The organism is Nitrosopumilus zosterae (assembly GCF_025998175.1).
Classification (GTDB): domain Archaea; phylum Thermoproteota; class Nitrososphaeria; order Nitrososphaerales; family Nitrosopumilaceae; genus Nitrosopumilus; species Nitrosopumilus zosterae.
In genome coordinates this window covers 850,030-863,127 of record NZ_AP026695.1, presented here as the reverse complement: position 1 = coordinate 863,127, position 13,098 = coordinate 850,030, and the positions used below count along the sequence as shown (strand labels likewise).

At 31.6% G+C, this 13,098-nt stretch carries 20 protein-coding genes; 4 read left to right on the top strand and 16 right to left on the bottom strand.

Annotated features, from left to right (window positions below; translation table 11 throughout):
* Window positions 1–39: 39 nt before the first annotated feature.
* From OO712_RS05135 to OO712_RS05125, 3 genes are read right to left on the bottom strand one after another with little or no spacing between them, the layout of a single operon-like run.
* Entirely contained in the window at window positions 40–204 is a 165-nt protein-coding gene (locus OO712_RS05135; RefSeq protein ID WP_264953963.1) for a hypothetical protein, read from the bottom strand.
* 46 nt (window positions 205–250) lie between these two features.
* Window positions 251–916 (bottom strand): PD-(D/E)XK nuclease family protein, encoded by a 666-nt coding sequence (locus OO712_RS05130; protein WP_109877105.1) that lies wholly within the window; start codon window positions 914–916, stop codon window positions 251–253.
* 50 nt (window positions 917–966) lie between these two features.
* Window positions 967–1,389, bottom strand: coding sequence for a hypothetical protein (locus OO712_RS05125; RefSeq protein WP_109877106.1), 423 nt, complete (start codon window positions 1,387–1,389; stop codon window positions 967–969).
* Window positions 1,390–1,480: 91 nt separating this feature from the next.
* Here OO712_RS05125 and OO712_RS05120 point away from each other — a divergent pair, with 91 nt between their 5' ends.
* Together OO712_RS05120 and OO712_RS05115 are read left to right on the top strand one after the other, a co-directional pair.
* Window positions 1,481–1,906, top strand: a complete 426-nt coding sequence (locus OO712_RS05120; protein ID WP_109877107.1) for a hypothetical protein — start codon at window positions 1,481–1,483, stop codon at window positions 1,904–1,906.
* Between the two features lie 59 nt (window positions 1,907–1,965).
* Window positions 1,966–2,169, top strand: coding sequence for a hypothetical protein (locus OO712_RS05115; protein ID WP_225866885.1), 204 nt, complete (start codon window positions 1,966–1,968; stop codon window positions 2,167–2,169).
* 287 nt (window positions 2,170–2,456) lie between these two features.
* Here OO712_RS05115 and OO712_RS05110 read toward each other — a convergent pair whose 3' ends face one another.
* From OO712_RS05110 to ggt, 10 genes are all read right to left on the bottom strand, one after another.
* On the bottom strand, window positions 2,457–2,885 hold the full coding sequence (locus tag OO712_RS05110) for a hypothetical protein (RefSeq protein WP_225866886.1): 429 nt from the start codon (window positions 2,883–2,885) through the stop codon (window positions 2,457–2,459).
* A 211-nt stretch (window positions 2,886–3,096) separates the two neighbouring features.
* Window positions 3,097–3,543 (bottom strand): universal stress protein, encoded by a 447-nt coding sequence (locus OO712_RS05105; protein WP_160049220.1) that lies wholly within the window; start codon window positions 3,541–3,543, stop codon window positions 3,097–3,099.
* A gap of 86 nt (window positions 3,544–3,629) precedes the next feature.
* Window positions 3,630–5,237 (bottom strand): cation:proton antiporter domain-containing protein, encoded by a 1,608-nt coding sequence (locus OO712_RS05100; RefSeq protein WP_109877109.1) that lies wholly within the window; start codon window positions 5,235–5,237, stop codon window positions 3,630–3,632.
* A 290-nt stretch (window positions 5,238–5,527) separates the two neighbouring features.
* Complete coding sequence (locus tag OO712_RS05095; RefSeq protein WP_109877329.1) at window positions 5,528–5,779, bottom strand: Lrp/AsnC ligand binding domain-containing protein; 252 nt, start codon at window positions 5,777–5,779, stop codon at window positions 5,528–5,530.
* 108 nt (window positions 5,780–5,887) lie between these two features.
* Window positions 5,888–6,310, bottom strand: coding sequence for a PRC-barrel domain-containing protein (locus OO712_RS05090; protein WP_109877110.1), 423 nt, complete (start codon window positions 6,308–6,310; stop codon window positions 5,888–5,890).
* A gap of 174 nt (window positions 6,311–6,484) precedes the next feature.
* The gene (locus OO712_RS05085; protein WP_200829081.1) at window positions 6,485–6,658 is read right to left on the bottom strand and encodes a hypothetical protein; all 174 of its coding nucleotides are present in this window, start codon (window positions 6,656–6,658) and stop codon (window positions 6,485–6,487) included.
* Window positions 6,659–6,660: 2 nt separating this feature from the next.
* Window positions 6,661–7,125: an SHOCT domain-containing protein gene (locus tag OO712_RS05080; RefSeq protein WP_109877111.1), complete on the bottom strand. Its 465-nt coding sequence runs from the start codon at window positions 7,123–7,125 to the stop codon at window positions 6,661–6,663.
* Window positions 7,126–7,189: 64 nt separating this feature from the next.
* Window positions 7,190–7,318, bottom strand: a complete 129-nt coding sequence (locus OO712_RS05075) for a hypothetical protein (protein WP_263970074.1) — start codon at window positions 7,316–7,318, stop codon at window positions 7,190–7,192.
* Window positions 7,315–8,082: an N-formylglutamate amidohydrolase gene (locus OO712_RS05070; RefSeq protein ID WP_225866887.1), complete on the bottom strand. Its 768-nt coding sequence runs from the start codon at window positions 8,080–8,082 to the stop codon at window positions 7,315–7,317. The genes OO712_RS05075 and OO712_RS05070 overlap by 4 nt, the downstream gene beginning before the upstream one ends.
* Window positions 8,083–8,096: 14 nt before the next feature.
* Window positions 8,097–9,728: a gamma-glutamyltransferase gene (gene ggt / locus OO712_RS05065; RefSeq protein ID WP_109877113.1), complete on the bottom strand. Its 1,632-nt coding sequence runs from the start codon at window positions 9,726–9,728 to the stop codon at window positions 8,097–8,099.
* A gap of 189 nt (window positions 9,729–9,917) precedes the next feature.
* On the opposite strand from ggt, the gene OO712_RS05060 reads away from it, so the two are divergent.
* Window positions 9,918–10,133, top strand: a complete 216-nt coding sequence (locus OO712_RS05060; RefSeq protein WP_264953960.1) for a hypothetical protein — start codon at window positions 9,918–9,920, stop codon at window positions 10,131–10,133.
* Between the two features lie 406 nt (window positions 10,134–10,539).
* On the opposite strand, the gene OO712_RS05055 is transcribed toward OO712_RS05060, so the two are convergent.
* Both OO712_RS05055 and OO712_RS05050 read right to left on the bottom strand, forming a co-directional pair.
* The gene (locus OO712_RS05055; RefSeq protein ID WP_200829082.1) at window positions 10,540–10,683 is read right to left on the bottom strand and encodes a hypothetical protein; all 144 of its coding nucleotides are present in this window, start codon (window positions 10,681–10,683) and stop codon (window positions 10,540–10,542) included.
* Window positions 10,684–11,022: 339 nt separating this feature from the next.
* Window positions 11,023–12,321: a hypothetical protein gene (locus OO712_RS05050; RefSeq protein WP_200829083.1), complete on the bottom strand. Its 1,299-nt coding sequence runs from the start codon at window positions 12,319–12,321 to the stop codon at window positions 11,023–11,025.
* Between the two features lie 187 nt (window positions 12,322–12,508).
* On the opposite strand from OO712_RS05050, the gene OO712_RS05045 reads away from it, so the two are divergent.
* A complete protein-coding gene (locus OO712_RS05045) occupies window positions 12,509–12,901 on the top strand; it encodes a DUF6659 family protein (protein ID WP_109877331.1) in 393 nt (130 codons plus the stop codon).
* Window positions 12,902–12,911: 10 nt separating this feature from the next.
* Here the strand turns inward: OO712_RS05045 and OO712_RS05040 are convergent, their stop codons facing one another.
* Window positions 12,912–13,094 (bottom strand): hypothetical protein, encoded by a 183-nt coding sequence (locus OO712_RS05040; RefSeq protein WP_200829084.1) that lies wholly within the window; start codon window positions 13,092–13,094, stop codon window positions 12,912–12,914.
* Window positions 13,095–13,098: the final 4 nt, after the last annotated feature.

Sequence of the window (13,098 nt, the reverse complement as noted above, 5' to 3'; positions counted from 1 at the left end):
TAAACCTATGTCATTTTTAAAACACAAAATTATTTTTCCTTATTCGATAATTTCAAAGGAATTGTTATAGCAATTAGGGTTAGCCTTTAGTTGAGATTCAACTACTGTTTTTGAAAAGTTGTGAACAGACATCATATGTTTTGGAATATCATCACATTTTTTCTTGCAGGTTCTACACAAATACTTCATATCTGATTCTGACAATTTTGACACTATAGAAGCCTTTGTTTTATTACCCAGGCAGATATAGTCAATTAAGACTATTTAGATAGTATTTTTCAATTCTTTCATTGAGAGGTTCAACATAGTCATCACATGATTTAATGAATTCTTGACGAGTATTTTTTTCACTACTGACTAAAATTACAACTTGGTTGATTCTCCTTCCAGTTACTTCATGAAACATTTGAGCATAGCAAGTAGTTTGCAAATAATATTCATACATGTATTCATCCCTCTGAGGTTTTCTTTTAGTTTTGTAATCAATGATTGATAATTCTCCATTGTATCTGGCAATCAAATCACTAGTTCCTGCAACCTTCAATTTATCAGAATACATCCTTTGTTCGATTGATGTAACATCAGAAATATGTTCCAAGTAGGGTTTTAGGTTATTAAAATGAGCAACAGGTAACAAATCAAATTCTTCTAAAGACAAACAGTTGTTCAGATAATTTTCAATAATCTTGTGAGATTGTGTACCAATATCTTGTGCTTGTGCTGTAATGTATTCATGTGCTGGTTCATTTTCTCTCCAAGCATTCAAGATATTTTGTTTTTCATCAGAGGAAGTAGCTGAAAGAATCGTGCTAATAGAGGGATAAATTGCATCAAATTTTGTCTTATACCAATGGCCATCTGCACGATCTAGTAGTTCAGGCTCCCTGATCTTTAACATGTGAGAAAAATTCGTCATTAAAAAATTTTAGAAAAAGGCATTTATTGAATATTTGGAAAGCAATTGACTCAAGTTTTTTTATTTATTAATGACTGAAATTTGTCAAACTCTGTTTTAGTTTTAACAAATTGATCAGTTACTATTTTTTTCAAAGAAAAAAGAGGTTCCAATTTTTTGTTAATAATAAAAACGGATTCATCAAAGATTACCGTTTCAATGAATTCATCATTTGGATATACGGTATATTCAAAATTCTCCAAATCAGTTTGAATCTTTAATTTGAATCCCAATAGAAGACCTAAATCATCATGTTTGTTTAGAAAACCAATCAAACTAGCTTTTAATGAATTATTTTTTGATACAGATTTAAATCGCAATTCATTACTTATGTCATCAATTATACATGCTACGGGTTTACCTTTTACATGTAGAACTGTAGATTTGTGAGTTGGCACGTATTGCTCAACATCAGGCATTTTATCTAACGGCATAATTGAAATGGGTGTGATTTGATTAATAATTTTTTAACTTGATTTCATAGTTATTAAGAGACAATTTACCACTCTACACAGTGTTGAATTAATGCAAGCGAAAATATCAAAAGAACTAAAAGATTTAGAGAGAAAACTCGACAAGCAAAGAAAAGAAAAAGTAGAGCAGATAATCAAAGAAAAACTTGATCAGAAAAAACTAGATTATGACATAATCACTTTAATTCTTGAGATATTTGACAAGTCAAAATTCAGGTGGCACAAGGAACATTTTGATATTTTTGATTCAAAATCAAACAGTTTTAGAGGAAAAGAACTTCCCAGTAACAATAGAGAATGCGTAATGCTAGGATTACGACTAGGGACAATTAGAAGTAAAATAAATTACAATCTGAGAGATAGGCAAATCAAAGAAGAAGAACGTCAGTCAATAGATGATCTAGTATGGGATTTTGTGTGGTATCAATGGAAAGAAGCAAGAATGCTATATGACTATTCAACAAATGGAAAAAAATAGAAACGCGACTTTGTCTTGATTTTAGGAATGATAAAAATATGAGATTTGAATCATAAATAATGATGAGCAATCTAGATGAATCAATAGGAAAAATTCTACTCGAACTTCAAAAAGATGATCCTGACACATTCAAGAAACTAATGAAACGAGCCCAAGAAGAAAATCCCGAACTATTTGAAGAGGACATCAATAATGAGAACAAAGAGATTGAAGAATACAATTACAAAGTGGACGAATATAACAAAAAAATCGATGAAGAGTAGAGATCAAGCAAAAATTTCAACACACATAAAGATCTAGTTTGTAACTACACTAATGGGATTTCTCAAAAAATTAAGTAAATTTTGTATTCTCAAAAAAGTCAGAGATAAAGCGGGCGAGCCTGATGAAGAATAAAAATCATTTTTGGTGAAAATAGATTTAATTTTGTAAAAAACATGTTTCATTTGTTAAAGATACTTGTATTTTTAAAGTTGCCATAATAAACTCATTATGCCATAAAATACTGCAACAGAGATTGCAATAGCGATAATGCCAATGGTGGATTTTTTCATTTTTCAGTGTCTGGTTTGGGCATAAACGGTAAAAACCAACTGTGTATTATTTTTCTATTCAAATCAAGAAACGTATTTGCACTGTCATTCCAGGTTTTAACATTTTTTGTGCCCGATTCTATTGTTGTTATTGCTATTTTTATACAGGCTAGTCGATACTTTACAATTTCCGCACCAACATTGTCAATTATTTTTTGAGTAATTTTAGGCAAAACAAAATTAAATCCAGATTTGCCTAAAAGTTCTTTTTGCAATTGTACATTTGCATTGATAGTGTTTTTCCATAACTTGTAACACTCATTTTGTAAATCAAACAATGTTTGCTGAAAATGAGGAACAGAATGTTCTATTTCAGAAAAATATCTTTGGTTAATTTTGTCAAATACTTCAAAATCATCATGTTGTTTTTCACGTATTTCAGGCATATATGATTAGTTTTTTTGAGGAATTTAAATAATTAGATAAAAAATATTGCAATTTCAAGTCCGTTAAAAAGAGCATAGTCCAACAAGCATCACAATAATAATCTCAAGTTCAACAAATTCCATTTAAACAATCATTGTTTTTTGAAAAATGATATTTAGAATTTCAAAATTGGAAATAAACAATAGGTCATCAAAATTAGGGATTTGTATTCTATCGTACTACCAAAACAGGGATTTTTGATCTTTGAACAACACCATTAGCAACACTGCCTAGAATTAGTTTATCAATTCCCGATCTTCCATGAGAGCCCATTACAATCACATCCGCATTATTTGATTTTGAAAATGACAGAATTTGCTCTACAATTGAATCAGTAACAAAAATTTTTGTCATGGTTTTAATCTTCTTCTTTTTTGAAATTTCTTCTAATTTTGATGTTTCTCGAAGAATTTTTTCCTTGTATCGTTTTACGTCTTTATTGTAGGAGGGTGCAAATTCTTTACCATACCAACTTCCATTAATCTTTTCAACACATGTTACTAGAATTAATTTTGAATTGTATTTTTGTGCAAGATTTAATGCCATGTTAAAGGCATGTTTAGAGTGAATTGAACCATCAAAGGGAATTACAATTTTTTTAATTCTGTTTTGGATCATAATTATAAGAAAGCATTCACACATATAGAATTTTCAATTATTACAAGCAATTGAAATTTTAACGATTATGATGATAACCTATAAAATTAGGATTTCTTGGGTTCCACGAGTAAATTCATAATATCTTGATTGGAAATAATCCCGATAACTTTTTTATTTTCTTCAGGATTCACTACGGGGATCATATCAAATGGGTAAGAATTCATCTTTTGAATTACTGAATACAGATAATCATCAGGCAATACGGTTAGGAATTTTTCATACATTATATCTCCAACAGTAGTAATATCACGGGTTTTCTTGTGTGATTTTTCGATTTCACGTTTTGAAATGATTCCCACTAGAACATCATTTTCATCAAAAACCAAAAATGGTCTTTTGTCAAGATCATTATTTTTAAGAAATTCTTTAATCGTGATATTCTTTTTTGTTTTTAGAAACGCTGTGTTAATTACAGACACAGCAGTCATATCCGAAACAACTCTTCTAAAATAACCAGGGACCAAGCCCATTTCAATCGTACCTACTTTAAAGTGGATGATTTTCTTTAATTTACGTTGAAGTTCAACGCTAGAAATTATCATGGTCATTAAAGTTCCGAGAACCAAAAGGGAAAACAAGCTATTGTTCAAAATATTTACTTGTAGTAAAGATAACATTAATGCCAAATCAACTGCACCTTTTGACATTACACCATACGCTACAGTTGTCGCAGGACGCATTTGAGCTATACGTACTGCAATGTACGAGCCCAAAAATTTTACCCCAATCATTATTACAAGAAATCCAGCAATAATCCATAATTCTAAATCAAGAAATGCAGTGCTAAAATGAAGTCCGATTCCCGCAAAAAATATTGGAATAAAAATACCATATCCTACTGCATGGACATTTTTTGAAATTTCATTATAATCCTCTTTACTCATTCTGGAAACAGCAATTCCTAAAAGCAGGGCACCAATAGCACCATGAACCCCACTAATCTCGGCAAAATATGCAACAAGTAAGATTACCCCAATTACAACTCCAAAATATACTTGGGTAACACGCAGATGTTTTTTTATGAAACGGAAAAAACGTGGCAAAATAAAGACTGAAACAAGTCCAGCTACAGTAAAAAATATGATCATTTTAACAAATAACCAAACAAATTCAGAAAATTCAGGTGTTTCACTGGTATTGATTTGAATCATTATGCTTGTAACAATAATTGCAATAAATTCTACTATTGCTGCAACAGTAAAAATTTCAAGGCCTATTGTGGATTTTAATTTTCCAAGATCACTTAGAACTTTGGCAGTAACACCCAAGCTAGATGCCGCAATTACACTGGCAATTGCAAATGATTTTACAAAATCCATATCTAAAGCAAGTCCAAAAATACCTGCAATAACAAAAGGAATTAAAAATGCAACTGCAGAACCAGCAAAAATCCTTCCTCGCATTACACGGAATAAGCCTGCAAGATCAATTTCTTCAAGGCCTATCAAAAAGAATAGGAAAAATACCCCAATGGAAATGAACAGTTCAATTTCGTCAATTGGCTGAACAAGGGCAAAAAGTGCAGGACCGACAATAATTCCCGCAAGAACGTTTCCCAAGATTGTTGGCTGATTTATTCGATGCATGATTTCACCAAACAGTTTGGCAGCTAAGAGCAAGATCCCTATATACAAAATAGATTCAAAAGCCAATTCTCAAACAGATCTCCTATTAATTTTAAAAACTTATGTTCAATTCCCTTACAAGTACTTATTGACTAAAATGCTTTTTGTACAAATGCCTGCCCAGAACCAGACCGTGTAATATCGATAAAATCCATTTTAGAAGTTTAATTTTTTATCTTGTAATACTTTAAAATTAAAAATAATTCATCCGCACGACAGAATTTAATTTTTGATTTTTTCATTACAAATTGTATAGAACAGTAAATTGATCATCAAACAGAAAAGGAACGAAATTAATTATTCACTGTGTTGAATTTTTATTCATTGTCGATTGTACCGCCTTGTCCATATAAAACATGCATGGTATAGGTATCTACAATATCAGGATGATTTCGAAGTCTTTTGACAATCTGCTCTACTCCATTAGGATCTGCAGTAGATATTTTTATAAAAATATCATACTTCCCCCACACCCCATTAATTTCAATTATTTCAGGTAATTCTTTAAGTTCAGAAATTAGTGTAGTTTCACTACCAGTATTACAATTTATCAGAACGTATGCTTGCATACTCTGCATCATGTTTAAAGTAAATAAAGATAATGAAAAAGGGTCTGTCTGGTTATCGAGACCTGAAAAAGGTAAAGAAAGGGGTAGTGTTTTTGTCGTAAAAACTGTTTAAAGGGATTTAATTTTGATTTTTTCACCAACTGCAACAATTCTATCAGAAGAGATTATTTCTGATCTGAATCGAGATTTTATCTCCAGAGATTCCAGTTTGTTCGTATCAGGATTAAGATTGATTTGAATTATCTTGCCGATATTTTTTCCATCAATGTCTGCAACTTTATCTCCAGGTTTTATCGGAACCGTGTTTAAACTGAGTCCAGAATCATTGATTTCTTCAAAATAGTCTCGAGATAAAAAATATTCTTTTGACAATCTTTTTTTCACTATTACTCCAGATATTGAAAATTTTTGTGGATCAACCAATACAGATTTTATCTTTCCACAATCACGCCCTTTACTATCAAAGACAGATTTTCCAATAAATTGTGGAAGGGAAAAATATTTTGAAAAGTGCGTATTCTCGTCAGCCATCTTTATATTATAAAATCTCCCAAGCACATTTTACAGAGCAACAAACTCCATTCAGATCATAAAAATCATTTCCACAATGTCCGTATGTTTTAATTATATTCATAAACTAAACTAGAAAATTTTCCTAATCACAACTCAAATCAATGATAATTGACATAAGGCATACTGAATGAGTCATTTTTTAATTTTCAAATAAAGCATAATTCCCTCAGCAATTACACCACCAACGATAACACTCAACCCAATTAACCATTCTTGAGAAAACCAATCATGATTTGTCATAATTATAAAACCAACTAATACCGCAATGATGATAACAAGCGTAGAAATTATTAGATTTTTTGCCATTATCAGATTCTATCTAGGATTTTTTTCTTTTTATTTGTAAACTCTTCTTCTGTAAGGATTCCAAGTTCTTTGAGTTTGGCCAGCCTTTCTAATATTTCAAGACTAGGAGTTCCATATTGGGTACCGATTTTGATTCTTCCTATTATTGACTCGAAGAAATAAAAAAATCCACTACTAATTTTCTTGTAAAATTTAGGGCTATTTTTTTTAAATTCTGCACCATGTTCCAAAGTTTTTTCTTTAATTTTTTGTGAGTTGTGTTTCAGAGATTCCCAGTAAGGTTTTGATTTTAGAAATGCTGTTCCTGTTAAACCTACTTCAGATATTTTTCCCAAAGATTCTTTTCCCAAGTTTTTTGTATGTTCTAAAGTTTGGACATAGTTTTTTGCTATAGTATCCATTACCTTTTCTTGTTTTTTCTTAATCATCTTATCAGAACTTTCAGATTTTTTGTTTTCAGTCACCATGGAATATCAGAATCTAAGATTATAATACATAAGGATTATTGTAATATCAGTGTTTTTGGGAAAATCAACCTTGAGAATTAGTCAGAAATGGATTATTCAGACCCATTGGAAGTGGAATTTTAAGTGTAGAAATTATGTTTACAATATCACCGTTAAAGTAATCAATTAGTGCAAGAAATTGTGTGACTTTCAAGAATCCACTCCATCAAATTCTTTAAAGAATAGATTTAACGAATTTTCAAATTGTTCATTTAGTTTTTGTAAACGTGTCAAATCTACAGTAAGTGTTTCTTGATCAAACCAAGGATCGGATAAATACAAATCTCTATTCATCTCAATTTGAATCCACGGAACAGGATTATTTCCATATGTTTTTGTAATATAACCACCATGAAATGGATCATTTAAGGAGATTTCATTTCTATCAATTTCATAAGACTTAGAAATACACGAAGCCAATAACTCCAGCATTTCTTCAGATGCGGTTTGCCCATCATTATTTGACAGACAAAATTTCGGTCTTTTGTTATTCTTGCCATCTGGAGAAATGCTGGGTGCAAATGATGCCATTGAATGGCAATCTAAACATAATTGTAATTTCAACTCATCGAGATTTTTCTGTATGGAATTATGATATGGAAGATAGTATAATTCAATTAGCAAAGTTCTCAGAGAAGGATCAGGTTCCTTTCTATCAAGATAAATCGGTTTTGCGTAGCAAGTAGAACTTTTAATTAAACCATCAGGATTTTTTGGTGGTAAATCGTCTTGTGAACGATTAAGATCAATGAACGCTCTAGCAATATTTGTCTTAATTACACGTTGAACTTTATCTCCCAAATCAAATATTTCAATAACAAAAGGATCAGAATCATCAAAAAGATCTTTATTTGTAATGCATAAATGCCCATCAAGTTCTATAGGTTTCTTTCTTCCACCATGTGGAATAGATAACAAAACAGGCAGTTGTTCTAATTTAATCCCTCGGCGATCCCATCACGTCTTACTTCTGCCACTCCTTGAAATCCATCTTGTGTCTGCAGCCTCATTGTTGCATGAATTGCACCATGATAAAATGAATATCGTTCTTTAACAGAAATGTCATAGCCCATCTCTTTAAGATAATCGATAATTTCAGTTCTAAATCCCCCATCCTCTATACTAATAGTGCCACCAATAGAACAATGAAATCTTGGTCGCTCAATTGCCTGATCCATTGATAAATCACCATCAATGATTCTAGACAGAAATTGAGTTATTGTAGAAAATATTCTCTGACTTCCAGGACTTCCCACAACCATCCACAGTTTAGAATTGTTAAAAATCAATGCAGGAGACACAGATGTCCAAGGTATTGCATTTGGTCTAATGAAATAAGGATGATTAGGATTGTTAAATTCAAACGCTGACATGTAATTATTATATAGAAATCCCAAACCTTCAGCTGCAGTTTTTGAGCCATATGCAAGTTCTATTGATTGTGTTATGCCAACGGCATTGCCTTCATCATCCATAGTCGAAAAATGCGTAGTATCTTCGCCTCCAAAATCAGGATCTTCCATAGGCAAAGTAGCATCCATAGAATTATGAATGGAATCAGCCATTTGTTTTGCAAAAGTTCTTTGTAAATGTAATTTATCCTGAATTTGATCATATGTATGACGATTAAATGGCCGTTGTAATCGATGCAAGAATGCTTTTCTGAATGTCTCAGCAACAAAGTGGTATGAGCTAGGTTTTGAACTTCTAAGAAATTTTGAAGGAAGGTGATTCAACATCATCAATGTAAGAAGTAAAGTTCTACCTGCTGCAGGTGGAGGTAAAGTTGCAACTGTAACATGACGATATTTTCTACTAATGGGTTTTCGAATTAATGGTTCTGGAATATACGCTAAATCTTCTTCTTGAATTAAACCATGATTTTTTTTCATATCTGCTGCAATTTTTTTTGCAATTTTTCCGTGATAAAAAATACGATATCCATATTCGGCTATAGACGATAATGTTTCAGAAAGATCATCCTGAATGAATCTATCCCCTACATCATATGGAACAAGCCCGTCTTTTAGAAAATATTTTGCGCCAGATTTTGATTTAATTGAATGAAAATTATCCAACTCTCTTTGCTGTAAACTATGTTGAAGTTGTGTAATTTTATATCCTTTTTTGGCAATGTGGATCGAAGGAGAAACAATCTTTTGCCATTCTAAACGACCATATCTTTCATGTAAAAATCCTATCATAGACAAAGTGCTCGGAATTGTTGTAGATTTGTATCCTAAACGACGGTTTTTCTTTTTAGCATAAAATGATGAATGTGCCAGAGAAGGAGATCGGCTAGAACCATCTATCGCATATGATTTTCCATTGAAATAGACGATTCCCATGGACTGACCTCCAAGTCCAGAAGCTTGGGGTTCACATACTCCCAATGCAAGTGCCGTAGCACATGCCGCATCAATGGCATTTCCGCCTTTTTTTAGCATTTCTACTCCAGCTTTTGTAGCATCAGGAAAGGCGGAAGATACCATGCCTTTTTTTGCAAAAGATGATTTTTTGTTGGTAGTGGATCTAAAAGAATTTTCTATCTTTTCAAGATTCAATTTTGTGTGATACCCTTTGATTTAGAAGAAATTTTGTTTAATACGAATATTATTTGCATCAATAATTGAAAGACATACCACTACAAATACTGATCTGGATAAAGATAAAAAATTACAAAAAAGGTATTTTTGGATAAAAAAATTTCACTGCTGTAGTATAAGATATAGTGAATTATTAAAAATTTAGAAATGGTACAAACTAAAGCACAAAGAAGTGCAGCAGCTAAAAAAGCAGCTATAACTAGAAAAAGAAATGCTGCATCCAAAGCAGCTCCTAAAAGAAAGGCAGCAGCTAAAAAAGCAGCTCCTAAAAGAAAGGCAGCAGCTAAAAAAGCAGCTCCTAAAAGAAAGGCAGCAGCTAAAAAAGCAGCTCCTAAAAGAAAGGCAGCAGCTAAAAGACGATAACAACGTCAACAAACTAACAATCGTCATCAAGATGGCGAATTGTTTTCCATTTTTCTAAAATTAAGCAGTGAAAACTATGCATCTTAGAAGTAATTAATTTCTAAAATTTTTATTGAAGGTTTTTCTTTCCGTATGATTTTAGTCAATTAGGTTTTGCCTACAAACCTTGTGACGGCATTTCTACGAAATTATTCATCAATATAAACACGATGGACAATTTATTCTTTTGATACATCTTTTTTCGATTCTGTTATGTTGTAGATTAAAAAGATACTTTTTAGATTATCATGTTTTGTAGTTAAGAAAAATGCTTTTTACTCTAATTTCTACAAATTACAATAACCAGATAATTACAGACATGTAAATCATAATTCTAAAGATAATCAACGAATTAAGAAATACAATTTCAATACATGGTTTTCATTCTTTTCTTTTTTCTTTGATCTTTTTCTTTAGAAGAGGATTTTAAAGAGTAGTCGTATTCAGGATATAATTTGTCAAACCTACTTTCAACTCCATCTTCCTCAGCATTTGGGTTTGAATAATCCATTAAAGTAACACCACGTCTAGTTGTGCCAAATTGAATCTTTTTCTTTACACAAATCAGAACAATATTCCATCTTATTATCTAATTTTTCACCACAGTAATTACAATGAATAGATGGATCATATGATTTGGTATCCAATGCAGGTTCACGATAATTTAGCAATTGTTGGCAATACAAGAGTATCATTTAAAAAATATCAGATAATTGAGTTCATTTAAAATGAAATCAATTCATTTGCAGTTTAAATAACTGGATTTGAGGTGAGCTAGACAACACACCAAAATGTTACAAATGACGCCGTTAAAAATAGGATAATAAAGCAATACAAGAAATTAACAAAATCAAATAGATTTATTATATTCCAAGCCCAGATTTTTGAGAAATTTGTTAGCTTCCTTCATAGCATGTTTTTGTATTTTCACACGGTCTTCTTTTTGTATGGTTTTGGATTCTAGTAGCAGTTCATTCATGAGTCGAATTCCTTCATGCGCTCCTTTTCTAAGCCCTAATTGATATAATATTGGAAGATTGGATATGGCCGAAGATACACCAAAATTTATTTTAGAACCACCAGAAGATTTATCTGGAAATTCAATTTTTATGAATTTCTCAACTACTTTTGAAAGTATATCGTCGAGGTTCTTACTTAGATTACGTTCAAGTTTTGTATTCTTTTCTTTTCGTGCCATCATGATAATTCGTTTAATTTTAAGTAATGCCTGATTTGATTCAACCGAATCAAAATCGTTTGCAGAAAGATTCACTTCAAAATCTTTCATAAATGAAGAAATGATGAAAGACAATGCTTCTTTTCTACAGGATGTTTTTGTTGTTCCAAAAGGACAGTTATCACAATTTGTAGTAAAGTATCTGGCACCACGTTGACCAAAGCTAGACAAGATGATTTTATCTTGATCACGTAATTTACTAATTGTTCTAGATACAAGGCCTTCATCAATTAAAAGAGATCGGGAAATTTCTTGATTAGAATATGAACCCTCATCAATTAATTTTAAAATCTCTTCTTCTAGTTCACCTGGAGATCGCCTTGACTGTTCTTCGATGGCATCAGCCAAATAATGAGATACCAATTTGTCCCCAGCATCATGATTAATTATGAATGTAGTTCCATTAAATTCAGCATCCAGGCCAGAAAGGGTTTCCGTCTTGATGATTTTGGCAAGAATCTTGTCAAAGTGTTTAATTTTGAACTCTTTTAATGATTCAGCTAATTGGGTTTTAGAAATTTCAAGATGGCCCTTTGCAAATAAATGATATAGTGCCCACCTGACCTTTCTTTCATCACTTCTTTCAATTAAACGCAATAAACCACAAAAATCATCAATGTCATCCCATTTAATCTCAGATATTTCATCATCAGAGATTTTGATGAATAGTATGTTATCAAGATTTTGTAGAAATTTTTCAAATTTTTTTAGTGTTTGCTGTTTTCTTGAAGTTTGTTTGATTTTGAGACTTTTAGGTATTTCATTGATTAAATTCTTTTTTAAAATGGTGGAATCGTTACGAAATATTTTTGTTTCATATTTTAAAAATTCAAAAAATTCCAAAGATTTATCGTTAATTGAACTTGGGGAAAACAATTTCAGCCCCAATAGATTTTGATTTGAAAGTCCCACATGTTTTCAAGATCATTTGACTATTTATGAGTACCAAGACAAGTAGATGACCAACATTCTCACGTTAAAATAGACAGTAAAAGGCATAATGGGAGAGATTTTAAAACAAATCTATTTTCAGAGAATAAAAGCAGGTCTAAGATTTTGAAAAGTATATTAAAAATAACGGCTGCAGCACATGATCATAATGGCATTGCTTACTGCTAAAGAAATTAAAAAATTAGATGATGCGTGTTTAGAACTATCTAAAGATGAAAAAGTAAGGCACGTAGGGATAATCAACGAACATGGGAGATTGATTGCAGGAGGATTCAAAAAAGGAAAGTCACCGTTGATCAAAGATGAGAAAATATCCATGACATACATGCAAATGCAGTTAGATTTTAAAATGAGAAAAGAGCTTGACGATGTTCTTGGACCAATTGACTATATTGCATCTAGAAGAACAAAACAATTGATCATAAGTGTCCCAATTGGAGATAATTTGATACTCATTTCAGCAGAACCGGATGCAGACGATAAGCAAATCATAAAAAAGGCGGAAGAATTGTTTGACGACATAACAATTTCCACAATTTAAAATACGTTGTTCATTGTAATGAATAGTGTACATCACAGAACAAAACAGTTCCATTAGGCAATGTTTTTGCTGTAATACAACGTCCGTCTTCTAATCCTTTGCCACAAACATAGCATTCAACCTTAGAAACTGAAGAATGTGATTTTTCAGGATTATGCATTTTGTGCATAATCGTTTGATTAACCCCCTGCATGGTA

What these genes read in the sequence shown, in the direction of transcription:
- OO712_RS05125 (WP_109877106.1), bottom strand. Translation starts at nt 1,389, where the DNA reads ATGCCGTTAGATAAAATGCCTGATGTTGAGCAATACGTGCCAACTCAC.
- OO712_RS05080 (WP_109877111.1), bottom strand. Translation starts at nt 7,125, where the DNA reads ATGGTGACTGAAAACAAAAAATCTGAAAGTTCTGATAAGATGATTAAG.
- OO712_RS05095 (WP_109877329.1), bottom strand. Translation starts at nt 5,779, where the DNA reads ATGCAAGCATACGTTCTGATAAATTGTAATACTGGTAGTGAAACTACA.
- OO712_RS05115 (WP_225866885.1), top strand. Translation starts at nt 1,966, where the DNA reads ATGATGAGCAATCTAGATGAATCAATAGGAAAAATTCTACTCGAACTT.
- OO712_RS05090 (WP_109877110.1), bottom strand. Translation starts at nt 6,310, where the DNA reads ATGGCTGACGAGAATACGCACTTTTCAAAATATTTTTCCCTTCCACAA.
- OO712_RS05110 (WP_225866886.1), bottom strand. Translation starts at nt 2,885, where the DNA reads ATGCCTGAAATACGTGAAAAACAACATGATGATTTTGAAGTATTTGAC.
- OO712_RS05120 (WP_109877107.1), top strand. Translation starts at nt 1,481, where the DNA reads ATGCAAGCGAAAATATCAAAAGAACTAAAAGATTTAGAGAGAAAACTC.
- OO712_RS05105 (WP_160049220.1), bottom strand. Translation starts at nt 3,543, where the DNA reads ATGATCCAAAACAGAATTAAAAAAATTGTAATTCCCTTTGATGGTTCA.
- OO712_RS05085 (WP_200829081.1), bottom strand. Translation starts at nt 6,658, where the DNA reads ATGGCAAAAAATCTAATAATTTCTACGCTTGTTATCATCATTGCGGTA.
- OO712_RS05130 (WP_109877105.1), bottom strand. Translation starts at nt 916, where the DNA reads ATGACGAATTTTTCTCACATGTTAAAGATCAGGGAGCCTGAACTACTA.
- OO712_RS05040 (WP_200829084.1), bottom strand. Translation starts at nt 13,094, where the DNA reads ATGCAGGGGGTTAATCAAACGATTATGCACAAAATGCATAATCCTGAA.
- OO712_RS05060 (WP_264953960.1), top strand. Translation starts at nt 9,918, where the DNA reads ATGGTACAAACTAAAGCACAAAGAAGTGCAGCAGCTAAAAAAGCAGCT.
- OO712_RS05055 (WP_200829082.1), bottom strand. Translation starts at nt 10,683, where the DNA reads ATGGATTATTCAAACCCAAATGCTGAGGAAGATGGAGTTGAAAGTAGG.
- OO712_RS05045 (WP_109877331.1), top strand. Translation starts at nt 12,509, where the DNA reads ATGGCATTGCTTACTGCTAAAGAAATTAAAAAATTAGATGATGCGTGT.